The sequence below is a fragment of the Streptomyces sp. HD genome, from assembly GCF_028369295.1.
In the GTDB taxonomy this organism is placed as follows: Bacteria; Actinomycetota; Actinomycetes; order Streptomycetales; family Streptomycetaceae; genus Streptomyces.
The window spans coordinates 68782-86870 of sequence record NZ_JAQMYP010000005.1 but is presented as its reverse complement, the minus strand read 5'-3'; the positions used below and the strand labels follow the sequence as shown (position 1 = coordinate 86870).

Sequence of the window (18089 nt, the reverse complement as noted above, 5' to 3'; positions counted from 1 at the left end):
CGCACCGAGACCCCGGTCACGTCGGCTCACTCCACCGCGGTCGGCCTCCGGGACGCCGCCATCGCGTCGTCCACGTCGGGCAGCGGGCGCAGCCGGTAGGTGTAGGCGTAGTCGCGGTTCGCGAACAGCTTGAACTCGTCGTGGGTGTGGGCGCCCCAGCTGTTGTCGCCGCCCAGGCCCATCTGCCGGTGGTTGACGCGCAGGACGACCTCGTCGCGCGGGGTGAGCTGGTAGTCGTGGCGCACGCCGGACGAGAGGTCCTCCGGGGTGAAGTGCGAGGCGTTGACCTCCAGCAGGGGCTCGCCGGAGACGAGGAGTCCGGCGCCCTTGGCGTCGGTCAGGGCGATCCAGCGGACGTCGGTCTTGTTGCCGTTCTCCTGGGGGCGGATGTAGGGGGTCCACTGTTCGGAGACGGTTCCGGAGTACACGCCGACGTCGGTGGCGTCCTTGCGGTCGATGTAGTTGTCCTCGGGGCCGCGGCCGTAGTAGCGCAGGTGCTCGAAGCGTCCCGGCAGGAGGAACAGGGTGCCGACCTCCGGGATGTACGGCAGGGACGCGGCGCCCGGGTGCAGGGTGTTGTCGACCTTGATCTCGCCGTTGCCGAAGACCGTGTAGGTGGTGGTGTACGTCGACTCGGTGGTCGTCGGGAGGGTGCCGCCGACCTTGATCTCCACCGCCTTGTCGGCCAGGGCACGCATCGTCACGTTCTTCGGCTTGCGCTGCTGACCGGCGTCGCGCCACGTCTGGTTGCGGGTGTGCTGGCCGTTGCCGCGGTCGTTCTCGGTGGGCGCCCGCCAGAAGTTCGGCACCGGCCCGGAGGTGAGGAGGGGGGTGCCGGCTGCCTCGTACGACGTGATGACACCGCTGCCCTTGTCGACGGTGACGGAGAAGCCCTTGCCCTTCACGGTGACGGCCTTGTCGCCGTCCTCGTACGTCAGCGCCGGCACGCTCGACAGGGGTGCGGGCGTCACGGCCGGGACGTCGGCGTCGAGGGGCAGCTGCTGCTTGGCCACCTCGAAGCCGGCTTTCGCCCAGGGGGTGGAGTCCTTGGTGGTGAAGGAGAACTGGAGGAAGTACTCGGTGCCCGGGGCCGGGTCGTCCGGCAGCCGGAACGGCACGGTGACGTCCTTGCTGCTCAGCGGCGCGACGTCCAGCTGGGTGCGTGTCAGCCTGCCGCGCTGTACGACCTTCCCGTCGGCGACGAGGGACCAACGGCCGTCGAACTCACGGAGGTTGGTGAACAGGTACTCGTTGGTGAGGGTGACGGCCGATCCGGGGGCCAGTGTGTCGCCAGAGGCGGGTGCCGCGTTGACGGCCTGGTAGATCTGCTTGATCTCGGCCGCCTTGCCGGTGTGACGGCGGTCGGCGGTGACGATGCCGTCGGCGTTGGAGGTGCCGTCGTTGGGGTTGTCGCCCCAGTCGCCGCCGTAGGGGAAGAAGGTCTTCTCGCGGGGCCGCTGCTCGGTGAGGCCGACGGTGGCCGCGTCGAACCAGAACCGTACGCCCTCGTCACCGGGGCCGCGGCCGTCGGAGTCGAGTTCGGCGGCGCTCAGCGCACGGGCGTACACGCGTGCCCGGCGGATCGTGCCGCTGAACTCCCGGGTGGCGTTGTCGACATCGGTGGCCAGCGCGAGGGGTGCTGTGTTGGCGGCGGGCTTGTGAGTCGTGGTTCGGGTGGCCTTCGCCGCGCCGTCCACGTAGAGGGTCAGTGTGCCCGCGTCCGCGTCGAAGACTCCGGCGATGTGGTGCTCGCGGCCGGTCCAGTCGTCCGGGAGGCCCCAGTTCGCGGTGATCCACTGGCCGCCGCCGTAGATGAAGAACTCAAGGGTCCGGTCCGACTGCTTGAGGGCGTAGTGGGTGTCGCCCTTGGCGATGATCGGCTGGTGGTAGCCGGTGTAGTGCGGGGTGACCCAGGCCTCCAGGGTGAGCGAGCCCGTGAGGTCGAGGCGTTCGTCGCGGGGGAAGACGGTGGCGCCGGAGATGCCCTTGGCGGGGTCGAAGGTGCCGCTGGCGGTGAGGACCTCGCCGCGCAGCTTGCCGGGCCCGGCCTCGGTGAGGAACTTGCGGGTGGGCACGGGCCAGTTCAGCGACTGGTCGACGAAGTCCCAGATCCAGCCGCCCTGGAGGACGTCGTAGTGGCGGACGAGGTCCCAGTACTTCTTCAGGTTGCCGTTCGAGTTCCCCATCGCGTGCGCGTACTCGATCATGACGTACGGCCGGGTGTCGGCGGTGTCCTTGGCGCGCTGCTCGACGCGGGACGGGCTGTCGTACATCTCCGAGCGGATGTCGCTGATCGTCGGCCGGTCGTCACCCTCGTACTGGATGACACGGGTCCGGTCGTAGGACTTGATCCAGTCGTGCATGGCGACGAACGTGCTGCCGCCACCCGCCTCGTTGCCGAGCGACCAGACGACGACCGAGGCGTGGTTCTTGTCCCGGTGGACCATGCTCTGCGCGCGGGCCACGCATGCCTTGGTCCAGTCGGCGTGGTTGCCGGGGTACTCGCCGCGGATGCCGTGGGTTTCGAGGTTGGTCTCGTCCACGAGGTAGAGGCCGTACTCGTCCGCGAGTTCGTACCAGAGCGGGTTGTTGGGGTAGTGCGAGGTGCGGACGGAGTTCATGTTCATCCGCTTGATGATCTCGATGTCCTTGACCATGTGCTCGCGGGTGAGCGCCATGCCGCTGTCGGGGTGCATCTCGTGCCGGTTCGTACCGCGGAAGGAGACGGGCTTGCCGTTGATCCGCATCAGGCCGTCCTTGAGCGCGAACTCGCGCAGGCCGACGCGGTGCGAGAGGGTCTCGACGACCTTTCCGGCCGGGTCGCGCAACCGCAGTACGGCGGTGTAGAGGTTCGGGTGCTCGGCGGACCACAGCTTGGGCGCGGGCACGGCGCGGCTCGCCCGCACGGTCACGTCCTCGCCGGCGGGGGCGGACGCGAGGTCGACGGCCTGCTGGAGCGGCCTGGGCCAGACGGCGTGGCCCCGGGCGTCGTACAGCTGTGTCTCGACGGAGTAACCGCCCTCGCCCGTGCCCCCGTAGGAGCGCACGCTCGCGGTGACGGACAGCTCGGCTGATGTGTAGTCGTCGCCGAGCGGGGTGTCCAGTTTGAAGTCGCGCAGATGGACGGCCGGCGTGGAGTAGAGGTAGACCGAGCGGAAGATGCCGCTCAGCCGGATCATGTCCTGGTCCTCCAGCCAGTCCCCGTCGGAGAAGCGGTACACCTCGACGGCGATCTGGTTGGTGCCGGGCTTGAGGTGCTCGGTGATGTCGTACTCGGCGGGTGTGAACGAGTCCTCGGCGTACCCGACCAACTCGCCGTTGATCCACACGTAGTGCGCGGACTTGACGCCCTCGAAGTGCAGGAAGGTCCGCCGCCCCGACCAGCCGCGCGGCACGGTGAAGGTCCGCCGGTACTGCCCCACCGGGTTGAAGCGGGTGGGCGCGGCCGGGGGCTGGGCGTCCTCGCCGAGGCCGTTGGGGCCCCACCACGGGTAGGTGATGTTGACGAAGATCGGGCGGTCGTAGCCGTGCATCTGCCAGACGGACGGGACGGGGATGGTGTCCCAGCCGCTGTCGTCGACCTCGGTGCGGTAGAAGTCGGTGTCCCGGTCGTCGGGGCGGTCCACGTGGGCGAACTTCCACTTGCCGTCGAGGCTGAGCCGGTACGGCGAGCCGGTGCGGTCGCCGTCCAGGGCCTGTCTGACGTCGGCGTACGGCATCAGGGTGGTGTGCGGCGGCTGGGTGCCGATCCGGAAGACGTCGATGTGGCCGTTCCACTCCGGGGTGCCGGCCGCCGCCCCGGGACCGTCGGCCGCGTGCGCCGTGGCGGACGATCCGGAGACGGCGAGCGCGCCGAGCAGGGCGGCTCCTCCCTCCAGGAGACGGCGACGGCTGACCGGTACGCCCGGCGAGCGGGGCGGAACGGCGGGAGGCTCGGGCGAGAGCGGCATTGACGATGGCCTTCCTCGGGACGGCAGTACGGCGCTGCGTGGCTTGAGGGAGCGTCAGATCATGTGCGGTGCTGTTGGGAAACCGAACGCACACTAGGTTGTGAACACCTGTGAAGCAATGATGCTGTCGATGTTTGTGTGTTCCTGATGGGTACGGCCGTCGACCTTGGCCGAATCCAGATGCTCGAACTGCGTCCGGTACAGCTCGGCGTAGCGTCCCCGGGCCGCCAGCAGCTCCTCGTGCGTGCCGCGTTCGACGATCCGGCCGGCCTCGACCACCAGGATCAGGTCCGCCGCCCGCACGGTGGACAGCCGGTGGGCGATGACGACCGCCGTCCTGCCCTCCAGCGCCTCGGTGAGCGCCTCCTGGACCGCCGCCTCGGAGGTGTTGTCGAGATGGGCGGTGGCCTCGTCGAGGATGACGACGCGCTGACGGGCCAGCAGCAGCCGGGCGATGGTCATCCGCTGGCGTTCGCCGCCGGAGAGCCGGTAGCCGCGCTCGCCCACCACCGTGTCGAGGCCGTCGGGCAGGGACCGTACGAGAGCGTCGAGGCGGGAGCGGCGCAGGGCGTCCCAGAGTTCGGCGTCGGTGGCGGTGGGGCGGGCGAGCAGCAGGTTGGCGCGGACGGTGTCGTGGAAGAGGTGACCGTCCTGGGTGACCATCCCGAGCGTGCCGCGCAGGGAATCGGCGCTCAGGTCGCGGACGTCGACGCCGCCGACGCGTACGGCGCCCTCGTCGATGTCGTACAGCCGCGGCAGGAGTTGGGCGACGGTCGACTTGCCGGCGCCGGACGAGCCGACCAGGGCGACCGTCTGCCCGGGTTCGGCACGGAAGGAGATGCCGTGCAGCACCTCGGCGCCGCCGCGCGTGTCGAGGCTCGCCACCTCCTCAAGTGAGGCGAGGGAGACCTTGTCGGCGGACGGGTAGCCGAAGCGGACGTTGTCGAACTCCACCGCCACCGGGCCCTCGGGGACCTTCTTGGCGTCCGGCTTCTCCTCGATCAGCGGCCTGAGGTCGAGCACCTCGAAGACGCGTTCGAAGCTCACGAGGGCGCTCATGACCTCGACGCGGGCGCCGGCGAGAGCGGTGAGCGGGGCGTACATACGGGTCAGGAGCAGCGCCAGCGCGACGACGGCGCCCGGCTCCAGAGTGCCGCGCAGGGCGAACCAGCCGCCGAGGCCGTAGACCAGGGCGAGGGCCAGGGCGGACACCAGGGTGAGCGCGGTGATGAACACGGACTGGGCGGTGGCCGTCCGTACGCCGATCTCCGCGACTCGGCGGGCCCGGGACGCGAACTCCTCCGACTCCTCCTCCGGACGGCCGAACAGCTTGACCAGCGTGGCGCCGGGTGCCGAGAAGCGCTCGGTCATGCGGGTGCCCATCGCCGCGTTGAGCGCGGCCGCCTCCCGCTGCATCCGGGCCATGCGGTGCCCCATGCGCCGGGCCGGGATCACGAACACCGGGAGCAGGACGAGGGCGAGCAGGGTGATCTGCCAGGACAGGGTGAGCATGACGGCAAGGGTGAGCAGCAGGGTGACGAGGTTGCTGACCACTCCGGACAGCGTGTTGCTGAAGGCGCGCTGGGCGCCGATCACGTCGTTGTTGAGACGGGAGACGAGCGCCCCCGTACGAGTACGTGTGAAGAACGCGACCGGCATGCGCTGCACATGATCGAACACAGCCGTCCGCAGATCGAGGATGAGCCCTTCGCCGAGGGTGGCCGAGAGCCGCCTGGCGAGGATCCCGAGGCCCGCCTCGGCGACCGCGATCAGGGCGATCAGCAGGGCGAGGCGGACGACGGTGCCCTCGTCGCCCCGCGTCACGATCGCGTCGACGACGCGTCCGGCGAGTACGGGGGTCGCGACGGCGAGCAGGGCGGTCATCACCCCGAGCCCGACGAAGAGCGCGATCCGGCGGCGGTGCGGGCGGGCGAACGCGCCGATGCGGCGCAGCGTGGCGCGGGCGAACGGGTGGCGCTCGTGCTCGGCGTGCATGACGCTCTGCAACTGGGTCCAGGCTGTGGTCTCCATGCTCATGAGGAGGAACGTAGAACCTCAAGCAATGTTGAGGTCAACATCGCCGAGGCAGGAGGCGGCACCAAGTCAGGAGGCGGTACCGAGGCAGAAGGCGGTGTCGACGGCTTCGTGAAGATCGACAGCCGTCCGCAGCCGGTCCGTAAGGCGCCGTCTGCGCTGCCGCAACCCGCCGTTGGCGCGGCGCGGAGACCCTCTCCGAATGTGACAGCGGTACGACTCCCCCTGGGACGCCTGCTCAAGCGCGTCCCGCTCCGCCAGGTACTGGTCCTGCTTCCGCTCGTCCTCGTCGTCGTGGTCGCGGTGCAGCACCGGGCCGTGCTCGCCGAGGGCATCGGACATCTGGCGACGGCCAAGTGGCCGTGGCTGCTCGCCGCGGCCGGCGCCACCTGCATGACCTGGGTCGCGGCGGCGGTCACCCGGCAGGGCGCGGTGATCGACCGGCTGCCGAAACTGCGGCTGCTCATCACCCAGTTCGCGGCGGGCTCGGCCAACCACCTGCTGCCCACGGGGCTCGGCGCGAGCGCGGTCAACCTGCGCTTCATGACGGTGTGCGGGCTGCCGCTGGCCCGCTCCTCGGCGGCGCTGGCGCTGTATCTGCTCGCGGAGAGCATCGCCCGGGTCGGTCTGCTGGCCGCGCTCCTGATCGCCTTCCCGCACGCCCTCCAGCTGGGGCCGCTCCTTCCGGAGGGGTCGTGGGGACCGCTGCTGCTGATCATCGGCGCGACGGCGTGCGTGGCCGTGGCCGTCCTCGCTCTCGTACGACGGCTGCGGACCGCCGTGCTGTCGTTCCTGCGCACCGCGCTCGGCGAGGCGCGGTCGGTGCACACCCGTCCGTCCCGGGCTCTGGCGTTGTGGGGCGGTTCGCTGGCCTTCCCGACGCTTCAGGCGGCCGGCCTGGTCCTGGTCGGGCTCGCCCTGGGGCTGGACGTACCGCCGGCGCACATGGCACTCGCGTATCTGGCGGCGACCGTCGCCGTCGCCCTCGTGCCGACGCCCGGTGGGCTCGGCTCGGTCGAGGCGGCGCTGATCGTGGCCCTGGTGGCGGCGGGCGGGCCGGTCGCGCTGGCGACGGCGGTGGTGCTGGCGTACCGGATCATCACGGTGTGGCTGCCGCTGCTGCCGGGGGCGTTGACGCTGGGCGCGCTGGTGCGGTGGAAGGTCATCTGACCGGTCGGGCCGGGTCGGGTCGCTGGAAGGTCAGCTGACGGTCGGGTCCGCTGGAAGGCCGAGAGAGCGGTCGAGTCCGCCGGAACGTCAACGGACCGGGCAGGTCCGCTGGAAGGTCATGTGACCGATCAGTAACGTACGGGGTCCACCCACTGAAGGGACCCCACCATGCCGGTCCGCGTCGAGCGCCAGGGACACGTCACCACCGTCGTCCTGTCCCGTCCCGAGGTCCGCAACGCGGTCGACGGCCCGACCGCGGCCGAGCTCACCGCCGCCTTCCGGGAGTTCGAGGCGGACGACGAGGCGAGGGTGGCGGTGCTGTGGGGTGAGGGGGGCACGTTCTGCGCGGGCGCCGACCTCAAGGGGCTGGGCACCGAGCGGGGCAACCGGGTCGCCGAGGAGGGCGACGGTCCGATGGGGCCGACGCGGCTGCGGCTGTCGAAGCCCGTCATCGCGGCGGTCGCGGGGCACGCCGTGGCGGGCGGGCTTGAGCTGGCGTTGTGGTGCGATCTGCGGGTGGCCGAGGAGGACGCCGTCTTCGGGGTGTTCTGCCGCCGCTGGGGCGTACCGCTGATCGACGGCGGCACCGTACGGCTGCCCCGGCTGATCGGCACGAGCCGCGCACTGGACCTGATCCTGACCGGACGGCCGGTGCCGGCGAGCGAGGCCCACGCCATCGGGCTCGCCAACCGGGTGGTGCCGACCGGACGTGCCCGCGCCGAGGCGGAGGAGCTGGCCGCCACGATCGCCCGGTTCCCGCAGGCGTGTCTGCGCGCCGACCGTGCCTCGGTGCTCGACCAGGACGGGCTGGACGAGCCGGCGGCGATGCGAGGTGAACTCCGTCACGGCATGGGCGTGTTGAGGCAGAGCCTGGAGGGCGCGGCCCGCTTCGCCTCGGGTGCGGGGCGGCACGGGTCGTTCACGGACCTGTGACGGCGTCGCCGTACGGCATCCTCACCTCGCAGGCCGCACGCCCTCGCCGGACGCCGGGGCGCGCACGGTGGTGAGCGGCCCTCGCACGGCGCTCATGCATCAAGCGAGCCCCGGGGTGCGGTCGTTCGGCCCTCGGAGACGGCCGGAGTCCGCGGGAGAATGCCCGAAAGCAACCGATGAGGACGTCCGGCCGACGATCCCGGCACGAACACGTGTACCCGATACGGCAGGATGAGCCCTCGTGCCGGCCTCGGGGGATGGGGTGGCCGGCACGACGGCACATCGCGGAATCGAGCAGGTGACAACGTGACGAGACTTCACATCCGGCCGTCGGCGGAGGGATTCGCCGCAGCTTTTCTCCCCGGAGGTGACCGGTGAACCGAGCTCTCACCGTGGACGACCTGGTCATCGCCGGGATTGCCGTGGCGGCCGGGCTGCTCGCGGCCTTCCTGCTGCGGATGCTGCTGCGCTGGCTGGGCAAGCACGCCGACCGCACCCGCTGGAGCGGCGACGACCTCATCGTGGACGTGCTGCGGTCCGTGGTGCCGTGGGCGGCGTTCCTCGGCGGCGCGGCCTCCGCGGGCGCGGCGCTGCCGCTGACCCGGACGGTCCAGCACAACGTCAATCAGACCCTTACCGTGCTGCTCATCTTCGTCGTGACGCTGGCCGCGGCCCGCGGGATCGCCGGTGTGATGCGGTCGGTCACCCAGTCCCGCCCCGGGGTCGCCGGCTCCGCCACGATCTTCGTCAACATCACCCGGATCCTGGTCCTGGCCATCGGCTTCCTGGTGGTGCTCCAGACTCTGGGCATCTCCATAGCGCCCCTGCTCACGGCCCTGGGCGTCGGCGGTCTGGCGGTCGCGCTCGCGCTTCAGGACACGCTCGCCAACCTCTTCGCGGGCATCCACATCCTCGCCTCCAAGACCGTCCAGCCCGGCGACTACATCCGACTGGCCAGCGGTGAGGAGGGCTACGTCGAGGACATCAACTGGCGCCAGACGACGGTGCGGGCGCTCTCCAACAACCTCATCGTCATCCCCAACGGGGAGCTCGCGAAGACGAACATGACCAACTTCATGCGTCCCGAGCAGCAGCTGACGATCCTGGTCCAGGTCGGCGTCGCCTACGACAGCGACCTCGACCACGTCGAGCGGGTCACGAACGAGGTCATCGGCGAGGTCATGGCCGAGGTCGAGGGTGCCCTGCCGGACCACGAGCCGATCATCCGCTTCCACACCTTCGGCGACTCCCGGATCGGCTTCACCGTCATCCTGGGCGTCGGCGAGTTCAGCGACCAGTACCGGATCAAGCACGAGTTCATCAAGCGTCTGCACAAGCGCTACCGCAAGGAGGGCATCAACATCCCGGCGCCCACGCGCACGGTGGCCATCCAGCACGGGACGGTGGCGATACCGCAGCAGCGCGTCCGCGAGGAGGTGGACGGGGTGACCCCCGTCCACCTCGACTGACCTGCCCGAACGTCCCTAGAGGGTGGCCGAGTTGTCGTGGTGGCCGCTCTTGCGGCTGTGCGGCGCGGCGAGCGACGGGTTCACCGGGGTGACCGTCCAGTCCGGGTGCCCCGGCATCCGCGGCGTCTTCGTGCCGTACAGCCAGTCCCGAAGGAATCCGGACAGATCCTGACCCGAGACCTCCGAGGCTACGGCGATGTAGTCGGCCGTCGACGCCGCGGAATTGCGGTAGCGGTCGAGGAACGCGCGCTCAAGGGCGTTGAAGGCGCTCTCGCCGACGAGGTTGCGCAGCGCGTACAGGACCAGGACACCGCCCAGGTAGCGCTGGCTGTCGAACAGGTTCACCGCGTTCGGCGCCGCGACCGGCCCCGAGTCGCGGCGCCACTGGTCACCCTGCGCGTAGGTGTGCTTCATCCGGGCTTCCATGGTGGTCAGCCCCAGGGAGTCCGGCCAGCCGCGCTCGTAGCGGTACAGCAGCCCGTAGAAGTCGGCGTGGCCCTCGTTGATCCACAGGTCGGCCCAGGTGGCGGGGCTGACACTGTTGCCGAAGTAGGAGTGGACCAGCTCGTGCATCATGTGCGAGCCGATCTTCGGCTCCGCCTGGAGCAGGTAGTTCGGCTTGTAGATGGTCAGGGTCTGGCTCTCCAGGCCGGTGAAGTCGAAAGCGTTCGGGGCGTCGGAGTTGCAGGGCAGTAGGCCGTACGTCTCGAAGGGGTAGGCCCCGAGCCGCGCCTCCAGCCACTCGACCAGGTTCGGCGTCAGCGCGAGCGCCGGTTCCAGTGCCTCGGCGCGCGCGACCGGGACGACATCGCGCAGCGGGAGGCCGTGCGGGCCCTGCCGGTCCTTGATCACGTAGTCGCCGACCGTGATCTGCACCAGCTCGGTGGCCATGGGCTCGCGGGAGCGGTACGTGTACGCCGTACGGCCGCCGGAGAGGCTCTCGGTGCGTTCGAGCAGGCCGGTGGCCACGCCGCGCAGGCCGCCGGGGACGGTCACGCGGAACGTGAAGTCGGCCTTGTCGGAGGGGTGGTCGTTGCACGGGAAGACGGTGTGGGCCAAGTTCGGCTGGCAGCAGACTGCGAACCCGTCCAGCGTGTCTACCCAGCCGGTGTGCGGCTGCGGAATACGGCGCGGGTCCGCCGAGTACTCGACGCAGACGGTGACCGAGCACTTGGCGGGCAGGGTCTGCGCGGGCGTTATGCGCAGCTTCTCGCCCACCTGTTCGAACGTCGCCGTGCGGCCGCCGACGCGCACGGAGCGGACGTCGAGGCCGAGCGCGTCGAGGGAGAAGCGGCTCAGGGCCTGGGTGGTGCGGATCTTCAAGGCGGCGGTGGCGTCGACCAGGCGGGTCGTGGCGTCGTAGGAGAAGTCGAGGTGGTAGGCCGCGACACGGTAGCCGTCGTTGCCGAGGGCCGGGTAGACGCTGTCACCGAGGGTCTCGGAACCCGGGGTGCCGGAGGTCTTGGCGGAGGTCTTGGCGGCCGACGTCCCCGTCGTCGACGCTGCGTGGGCGGAGGGAGCGGCGGTCAGGGCCGCCGCGGTGCCGATCAGGGCGGCCGCGGGGGCCGTCACTCGGGTGCGATATCTCATGGTCCGCTTTCGCTGGGGCGGCCGGGAGGTCAGGACCGGCCGCCGTATCGGTGATCTCCCTACATGACTGTCGGAGCCGACGATCAGGTTGCACGGAGGGGGTTCTTCCTCTTGCGTGGATTCGAGATCCCGGCACACATCCCGCGCCTGTGTGCGGACCCCTGTCGAGTACGGGTCGATCACGAGATATCTTGATGTCGAGCAATGTTGCAGACGTGGAGCGGAGCACCCGGTGACTGACTCGACCATCATCTATACGCACACTGACGAGGCCCCGGCCCTGGCGACGTATTCCTTCCTGCCGGTGGTCCAGGCGTACGCCTCGCAGGCGGGTGTCGCCGTGGAGACGCGGGACATCTCGCTGGCCGGCCGCATCATCGCGGTGTTCCCGGAGTACCTGACCGAGGACCAGCGCATCCCGGACGCCCTCACCGAGCTCGGTGAGCTCGCCAAGACGCCCGCGGCGAACATCATCAAGCTGCCGAACATCTCGGCGTCGATCCCGCAGCTCAAGGCGGCCATCGCCGAGCTCCAGGGCCAGGGCTACGCGCTGCCGAACTACCCGGACGACCCGAAGACCGACGAGGAGCGGGACATCCAGGCCCGCTACGACAAGATCAAGGGTTCCGCCGTGAACCCGGTCCTGCGTGAGGGCAACTCCGACCGCCGCGCCCCCGCCTCGGTCAAGAACTACGCCAAGACCCACCCGCACCGCATGGGCGCCTGGACCGCCGAGTCCAAGACCAACGTGGCGACCATGGGCCAGAACGACTTCCGCTCCACCGAGAAGTCCGTCGTGATCTCCGAGGCCGGCGCGCTGAAGATCGAGCACGTCGCCGCGGACGGCTCGACCACCGTGCTGCGCGAGTCCGTACCGGTCCTCGCCGGCGAGGTCGTCGACGCCTCCGTGATGCGCGTCGCCGCGCTGCGCGAGTTCCTGACCGCGCAGGTCGCCCGGGCCAAGGCCGAGGGCGTGCTGTTCTCCGTGCACCTCAAGGCCACGATGATGAAGGTCTCCGACCCGATCGTCTTCGGCCACGTGGTGCGAGCCTTCTTCCCGAAGACCTTCGAGCAGTACGGCGCCGCGCTCGCCGCCGCCGGCCTGTCCCCGAACGACGGCCTGGGCGGCATCCTCAAGGGCCTGGACGCGCTGCCGAACGGTGCCGACATCAAGGCGTCCTTCGAGGCGGAGATCGCCGAGGGCCCGGAGCTGGCCATGGTCGACTCCGACAAGGGCATCACCAACCTGCACGTGCCGTCCGACGTGATCGTCGACGCCTCGATGCCGGCCATGATCCGCACCTCCGGCCACATGTGGGGCCCGGACGGCCAGGAGGCCGACACCCTCGCGGTGCTGCCGGACTCCTCCTACGCCGGTGTCTACCAGGCCGTGCTCGACGACTGCCGCGCGAACGGCGCCTACGACCCGTCGACCATGGGCTCGGTCCCGAACGTCGGCCTCATGGCGCAGAAGGCCGAGGAGTACGGCTCCCACGACAAGACCTTCGAGATCAAGGCCGCCGGCACGGTCCGCCTGGTCGACCAGGCCGGCAACGTGGTCATCGAGCAGCCGGTCGCCGAGGGCGACATCTTCCGTGCCTGCCAGACCAAGGACGCGCCGATCAAGGACTGGGTGAAGCTGGCCGTCACCCGCGCCCGCGCCACCGGCGACCCGGCCGTTTTCTGGCTGGACGAGACCCGTGCGCACGACGCCAACCTGATCGCCAAGGTCAACGCCTACCTGCCGGAGCACGACACCGAGGGCCTGGACATCCGGATCCTCGCCCCGGTCGACGCCACCAAGCTGTCGGTGGAGCGCATCCGCCGCGGCGAGAACACGATCTCGGTCACGGGCAACGTCCTGCGCGACTACCTCACCGACCTCTTCCCGATCCTGGAGCTGGGCACCAGCGCCAAGATGCTGTCGGTCGTCCCGCTGATGGCGGGCGGCGGTCTGTTCGAGACGGGCGCCGGCGGTTCCGCGCCGAAGCACGTCCAGCAGCTGGTCAAGGAGGACTACCTGCGCTGGGACTCCCTCGGTGAGTTCTTCGCGCTGGTGCCGTCCCTGGAGCAGTACGCGACGGCCACGGGCAACACCCGCGCGCAGGTCCTCGCCGACACCCTGGACCGCGCCACGGCGACCTTCCTCAACGAGGACAAGTCCCCGACCCGTCGCGTCGGTGGCATCGACAACCGCGGCAGCCACTTCTTCCTGTCCCTGTACTGGGCGCAGGAGCTGGCCAAGCAGACCGACGACGCCGAGCTGGCCAAGGCCTTCGCCCCGCTCGCCGAGACGCTCACGGCGAACGAGCAGAAGATCGTCGACGAGCTGATCGCCGTCCAGGGCAAGCCGGCCGAGATCGGCGGCTACTACCAGCCCGACCCGGCCAAGGCCGCCGCGGTCATGCGCCCGTCGGCCACGTGGAACGAGGCCCTCGCGTCCCTGAGCTGACGCGCCCCGCTCCCAGGCGCCGCCCCGGCCGACACCACGTCTGCCGGGGCGGCGTCATGTCCGCCCGCTGCACAGGCACTCAGCCGGGCAGTACGAGCTCCAGCTCCAGCCAGCGGGCCAGGTCCTCGATCTCCCCGCCGATCTCCGCGCTCATGGTCTTCGTGAACGGCACGTCCTCGTGGAGCGCGTTCACCCTCAGCACCCCCGCCTTGCGGTCGGCGGCGGCGTCGAGCTTGCCGACCAGCCGGTCGCCGTACGACCTCCAACAGCCCGTCCGGCGAAGAGCCGTCCAGCAGCTGCGCACGCACCGCGATACGACGGGCATCGGCCCGGGAAAGCTCATGCACGGCGCCTGCGCCCCTCCCTGGCCTCCAGTCGAGCCCGCAGATCCGCGCAGTCCCAGGCGGGGAAGAATTCCTCAAGGGCGTCCAGGGAAGACTCCGACTGCCGAGCGAGCCGACGGAACTCTTCGTCGGCCAATTGCACGTCGGAGTAGAGATACTGCCAGTGCGACATGTTCATGGGTACCCGCAGCGCCGTCAGCCGACCGGAACCCGGTGCTTCCTCAGGCGTCTTGATCTCATCCATGATGAAAGCCGCTCGTCCGTGTAGGGCATGCAGTCCCGACAGGCAAGTCCTGAGATCCTTCAGAGCGAACTCTCCGTATATGCGGTAATCGGCGGTGCGCCAGGAGAGATAGACATCAGTTTCGCGTCATCTTCCGTGAACGGGCGCTCTTGCTCGCTGCCAAATTCACCCCTTTCTACGATCACCTCGGACACCGACCTCACTTCTTCGAACATTTCACGAACTCGTGTCGGGCCCGCAGGCCTGTGTAGTCATGGCCGGTGAACACACTCGGCAGGATTTCCAGCATGGCCTCGGTCCATTCCGCTGAGCTCCCCCTCCTCGTCCATGCTGTGATGGTGCACCCTGCCACTGACAACGCCCCGGGAGCAGCCCTCATGACCTCTGCCGCGCCGTCGTTCGAGCTGCTCCCTGGGGCCGGGGAATCGCCGGTGATCCTGCATGTGCCGCACTCGGCGCGGGAGATGCCGCCCGAGGTGCGTGCGGGGATCGTGCTGGACGACGGGGCGCTGGAGCGGGAGCTGGACCACATCGTCGACGCGCACACCGCGGAGCTCGCGGAGGAGGCGGCCGGGGCGTCGGCGGTCACGCCGTGGCGGTTTGTGAACCGGCTGTCCCGGCTGGTCGTCGATCCGGAGCGGTTCCCGGACCAGCGGGAGGAGATGCTGGCCGTGGGGATGGGGGCCGTCTACACGCGGACCACGCATCTCGCGGAACTGAGGCCCGCCGACACCGACCCGGGGCCCCTCGTCGAACGGTACTTCCGGCCGTATGCGAAGGCCATGACGGAGGCCGTCGCCGACCGGCTCGCCGCCACCGGCCGGGCCGTGATCATCGACGTCCACTCCTATCCGACCGCCCGGCTCCCCTACGAGCTGCACGGTGCGGGCCCGCGGCCGCCGGTCTGCCTGGGCACCGATCCCTTCCACACGCCGCCCGAGCTGCTCGCCGCGGCACGGGAGGCGTTCGCGCCGTGCGGGGAGACGGGGTTGGACAGCCCGTTCAGCGGTACGTACGTCCCGCTGGAGTTCTACGGCAAGGAGCCCCGCGTCGCCGCCCTGATGATCGAGATCCGTCGGGACACGTACATGGCGGAGCCGGGTGGTCCGGTCGGTCCCGGACTCACCCGGCTCGCACAGGCGTTGGCGGCGCTGGTGGACACCGCCGCCTCCCGCTGACCGGGATGGGCAGCAGGGTCAGGCTCGCAGCCACTCCGTGACCACGACTTCCCCGCCGGTCCGCAGCCGCAGGGCGAACGGGCCGCTCGGCGGGGCGTCGCTGGTGAAGCGGCCCATGTCGTCGGCCAGGACCGGCGTGACCGTCTGCGGGCCGCCGAGCACCTCGATGCGGGCCTGCTGCGGAGGCAGTACCTGCCCCATCAGCCCCTGCGCGGTCACCTCCACGTCGACGGTCACCTCCCCCGCGCGGAAGGTCAGCATCCGCGGCACGTCCGTGGCCCCCCTGACCGGAATGGCGTCCACCACCGAGTCGAAGGTCAACTCGGCGATACGGGCGTCGAGATCGTGCAGTGCGAACGCCTCGACGGCGATCTGCCGCAACTGGGCCGGCACGGGGTCCAGGATCGCGGCGGCCTGGCGCAGTTCCTCCTCCAGCAGGCCGACGTCGAACTCGTCGTCGCCCAAGGACTGTTCACCCAAGGGCTGTTCACCCAGGGACTGTTGGTCCAAGGACTGCTCGCCGAAGGACTCCTCACCCGTCGCGTCGTCGTGCATGTCGTCGTTCACAGCGCCCCCCGTGCGTCGAGTCGGGCCCGAAGCCGGCGCAGACAGCGCTGGCGCAATGGCCCGATGCTGCCCACGGCGATACCCAGTGCGGCGGACACCTCCTGATAGCTGGGCGGCGGCGAGGCCATCAGCACCCGCAGCAACTGGCGGCAGCGGTCGCCGAGTTCCTCGAACTCCTGCCACATCCAGCGAATGCGCTCGGTCTCGGCGGCCGCCTCCTCCGAGTCCAGGAGCGACTGTTCGGGCGTACGGTCCTCGCTGACCCGGTCGAGCAGCTGAGGATCGTTCGTCACGGTCAGCCGCCTTAAGCTCTTGAGCACCTTCAGGCACTCGTGCCGCGCGGTGCTCGCGAGCCATGAACCGGTCTTCTCGGGTTCCCGGATGCGCCCGAGGTGCTGGGCGAAGCGGAACCAGACGGTCTGGTAGACCTCATGGGCATCGGCGTCACTGAGCCGGTGCGCGCGCACCACGGACCACACCAGTGGGCTCAGCCCCTCCACGAGCGCCTTCCAGGCCGCTGCGTCGCCGTCGACGGCGGACTGGACCAGCGCACCGACATCTGCTCGGTCCACAGCCCCACCCCTCGTGTACGGCAAGTCATCGTACGCCGCGGAGGGGACGGTTCCGACCCTCATGACCGAGGAGCCGGCGGCTGGACCGAGACAGGGCGCCAGGTCGGGGGGTGAAGTGCTGGAACGTGCGCCCCCCGCACCTCCGCGAACCCGGAGTTCGCCGCGAGCATCTTGTACCGGGCGACCCGCGGGTCGCTCTCCTGCTGCGCGGTCATGTGGGCGGCGATCATGCCGGCGACGAGCGGCGTGGCGAACGAGGTGCCGCTCCAGTGCGCGAACCCCTCGAACATCACCTGGTCGGGCTTGGTGGCGCCGCCCTCCTCGCTCAACAGGCCGGTGTGGCGCGGGGACTGGCAGGTGCAGGCGTAGCCGAAGCCGTACCGGCACGCGTCGTAGGTGGAGTGCTGGTAGATGTACGGCACGGGCGCGTCGAAGCCGGTGAGGACGCTGGTGAGGCGCTCGCCGGGCGCGTACACCTTGACCCAGCCGCCGTGGTTGCTGAAGCAGGCGCCGAACTCGCCGTCACTGCGCAGCGCGCCGACCGACAGGACGGTGTCCTGGTAGTCGGGCAGGTCGGCGTAGGCGGCGGGCCAGAAGGGTGTGGCGCTGCCGTTGTTGCCGGCGGCGGCGACGAGCAGGGTGCGCTGGTCGCGCAGCTCCCGCATGAAGGCCTCCACGCCGATGAGACCGTCGGTGCGGCCGTTGGAGGTGCCTGCGGACAGGCTCAGGATGTCGGGCCAGCCGCCCGCGTCGACGGCCTCGAAGAGCTTCTCGCCGAACTCGGACTCCAGGATGGCGCCGGCGTCGTTGAGGGAGTTGCGGACCGTGATGGTCGTGTTGGGCGCGACCGAGGCGACGAGTCCGGCGATGAACGTGCCGTGACCGACGTACTGCTGGAGGACGCCGTCGTCGTCGCACTCCTTGATCTGGCCGTCGCCGTCGGTGTGGGCGAGCAGCGCGGCGGACCGGAAGTCGTGCATGAGCCCGGTGTCGACGACGAGGACGCCGACCGCGCTGCCCGCGTCGTAAGTGCCCTCGGCAGGCTCGGGGTTGAGGCCCTCGGCCTGCGCGACGGGCACGGGCTCGTCGCCGGGACAGGAGTTCACCGCGATCGACACCAGATGGTTGCGGCTGACCAGCCGGCGTCCGGCCCGGCCCTCGGTCTCACGCAGGGCGCGCAGGGCGTGTGCGACGGGACGGTCGCCGCGCCGGTCTCCCTCGCCGGGGTCGCCGACCTGGATGCGGGTGATGCCCGAGCGGTTGCTCTGCGGGCTCGCGCGGCGCACGTTGTCCTGAACCAGGTCGGGTTCGGCGGTGAAATGGGCTCGTACGGTGTCCTCGACGAGGTTGGCGTCCTCACCGTCACGGACCAGTACGTAGCCCTTCTCGTAGATGAACTCCGCGGAGTCGTCCGGTCCCATCGCGAGGGGGACGTCGGGCATGGAGCGTTGGATCTGCTCGAACTGCTCGTGGAATCGCTGTGGTGCCATGGCGGGTCCTCCCCCTGAGGCGACGTTCGTCAGTCAGAGCCGTGCGGTCGCTGATTGATACAGCGCCAAACCGGTGTGGCACGGTTCCGTGGCAAC

13 protein-coding genes are annotated in these 18089 nt (G+C 70.1%); 5 read left to right on the top strand and 8 right to left on the bottom strand.

The features are described from left to right. Positions 1 to 26: 26 nt before the first annotated feature. Positions 27 to 3950, bottom strand: a complete 3924-nt coding sequence (locus POF73_RS06680; protein WP_272113559.1) for a glycoside hydrolase family 2 TIM barrel-domain containing protein — start codon at positions 3948 to 3950, stop codon at positions 27 to 29. 93 nt (positions 3951 to 4043) lie between these two features. Continuing rightward, complete coding sequence (locus POF73_RS06675; protein WP_272113765.1) at positions 4044 to 5981, bottom strand: ABC transporter ATP-binding protein; 1938 nt, start codon at positions 5979 to 5981, stop codon at positions 4044 to 4046. Between the two features lie 207 nt (positions 5982 to 6188). Here POF73_RS06675 and POF73_RS06670 point away from each other — a divergent pair, with 207 nt between their 5' ends. The 3 genes from POF73_RS06670 to POF73_RS06660 all read left to right on the top strand — a co-directional run bounded on the left by POF73_RS06670 (position 6189) and on the right by POF73_RS06660 (position 9556). Further along, positions 6189 to 7154 (top strand): lysylphosphatidylglycerol synthase transmembrane domain-containing protein, encoded by a 966-nt coding sequence (locus POF73_RS06670; protein WP_272113558.1) that lies wholly within the window; start codon positions 6189 to 6191, stop codon positions 7152 to 7154. A 168-nt stretch (positions 7155 to 7322) separates the two neighbouring features. Next, positions 7323 to 8087, top strand: coding sequence for a crotonase/enoyl-CoA hydratase family protein (locus POF73_RS06665; protein WP_272113557.1), 765 nt, complete (start codon positions 7323 to 7325; stop codon positions 8085 to 8087). Between the two features lie 374 nt (positions 8088 to 8461). Beyond that, the gene (locus POF73_RS06660) at positions 8462 to 9556 is read left to right on the top strand and encodes a mechanosensitive ion channel family protein (RefSeq protein WP_272113556.1); all 1095 of its coding nucleotides are present in this window, start codon (positions 8462 to 8464) and stop codon (positions 9554 to 9556) included. Positions 9557 to 9571: 15 nt separating this feature from the next. On the opposite strand, the gene POF73_RS06655 is transcribed toward POF73_RS06660, so the two are convergent. Continuing rightward, a complete protein-coding gene (locus tag POF73_RS06655; RefSeq protein WP_272113555.1) occupies positions 9572 to 11146 on the bottom strand; it encodes a M1 family metallopeptidase in 1575 nt (524 codons plus the stop codon). A gap of 232 nt (positions 11147 to 11378) precedes the next feature. Between POF73_RS06655 and POF73_RS06650 the strand changes: the two genes are divergently transcribed. After that, the gene (locus POF73_RS06650) at positions 11379 to 13598 is read left to right on the top strand and encodes an NADP-dependent isocitrate dehydrogenase (protein WP_272113554.1); all 2220 of its coding nucleotides are present in this window, start codon (positions 11379 to 11381) and stop codon (positions 13596 to 13598) included. Positions 13599 to 13677: 79 nt separating this feature from the next. On the opposite strand, the gene POF73_RS06645 is transcribed toward POF73_RS06650, so the two are convergent. Together POF73_RS06645 and POF73_RS06640 are read right to left on the bottom strand one after the other, a co-directional pair. Beyond that, a complete protein-coding gene (locus POF73_RS06645) occupies positions 13678 to 13923 on the bottom strand; it encodes a hypothetical protein (protein ID WP_272113553.1) in 246 nt (81 codons plus the stop codon). Positions 13924 to 13937: 14 nt separating this feature from the next. Next, positions 13938 to 14186 carry a hypothetical protein gene (locus POF73_RS06640; protein WP_272113552.1) on the bottom strand — a complete coding sequence of 83 codons (249 nt, stop codon included), beginning with the start codon at positions 14184 to 14186 and terminating at the stop codon, positions 13938 to 13940. A gap of 377 nt (positions 14187 to 14563) precedes the next feature. On the opposite strand from POF73_RS06640, the gene POF73_RS06635 reads away from it, so the two are divergent. Continuing rightward, positions 14564 to 15364, top strand: coding sequence for an N-formylglutamate amidohydrolase (locus POF73_RS06635; RefSeq protein WP_272113551.1), 801 nt, complete (start codon positions 14564 to 14566; stop codon positions 15362 to 15364). 18 nt (positions 15365 to 15382) lie between these two features. Here POF73_RS06635 and POF73_RS06630 read toward each other — a convergent pair whose 3' ends face one another. Genes POF73_RS06630 through POF73_RS06620 form a run of 3 tightly spaced genes read right to left on the bottom strand, consistent with a single transcriptional unit; the run spans position 15383 to position 17993 of the window. Then, on the bottom strand, positions 15383 to 15919 hold the full coding sequence (locus POF73_RS06630; protein WP_443049455.1) for a hypothetical protein: 537 nt from the start codon (positions 15917 to 15919) through the stop codon (positions 15383 to 15385). An 8-nt stretch (positions 15920 to 15927) separates the two neighbouring features. Then, positions 15928 to 16503, bottom strand: coding sequence for an RNA polymerase sigma factor (locus POF73_RS06625; protein ID WP_272113549.1), 576 nt, complete (start codon positions 16501 to 16503; stop codon positions 15928 to 15930). A 59-nt stretch (positions 16504 to 16562) separates the two neighbouring features. Next, positions 16563 to 17993, bottom strand: coding sequence for a S8/S53 family peptidase (locus POF73_RS06620; protein WP_272113548.1), 1431 nt, complete (start codon positions 17991 to 17993; stop codon positions 16563 to 16565). Positions 17994 to 18089: the final 96 nt, after the last annotated feature.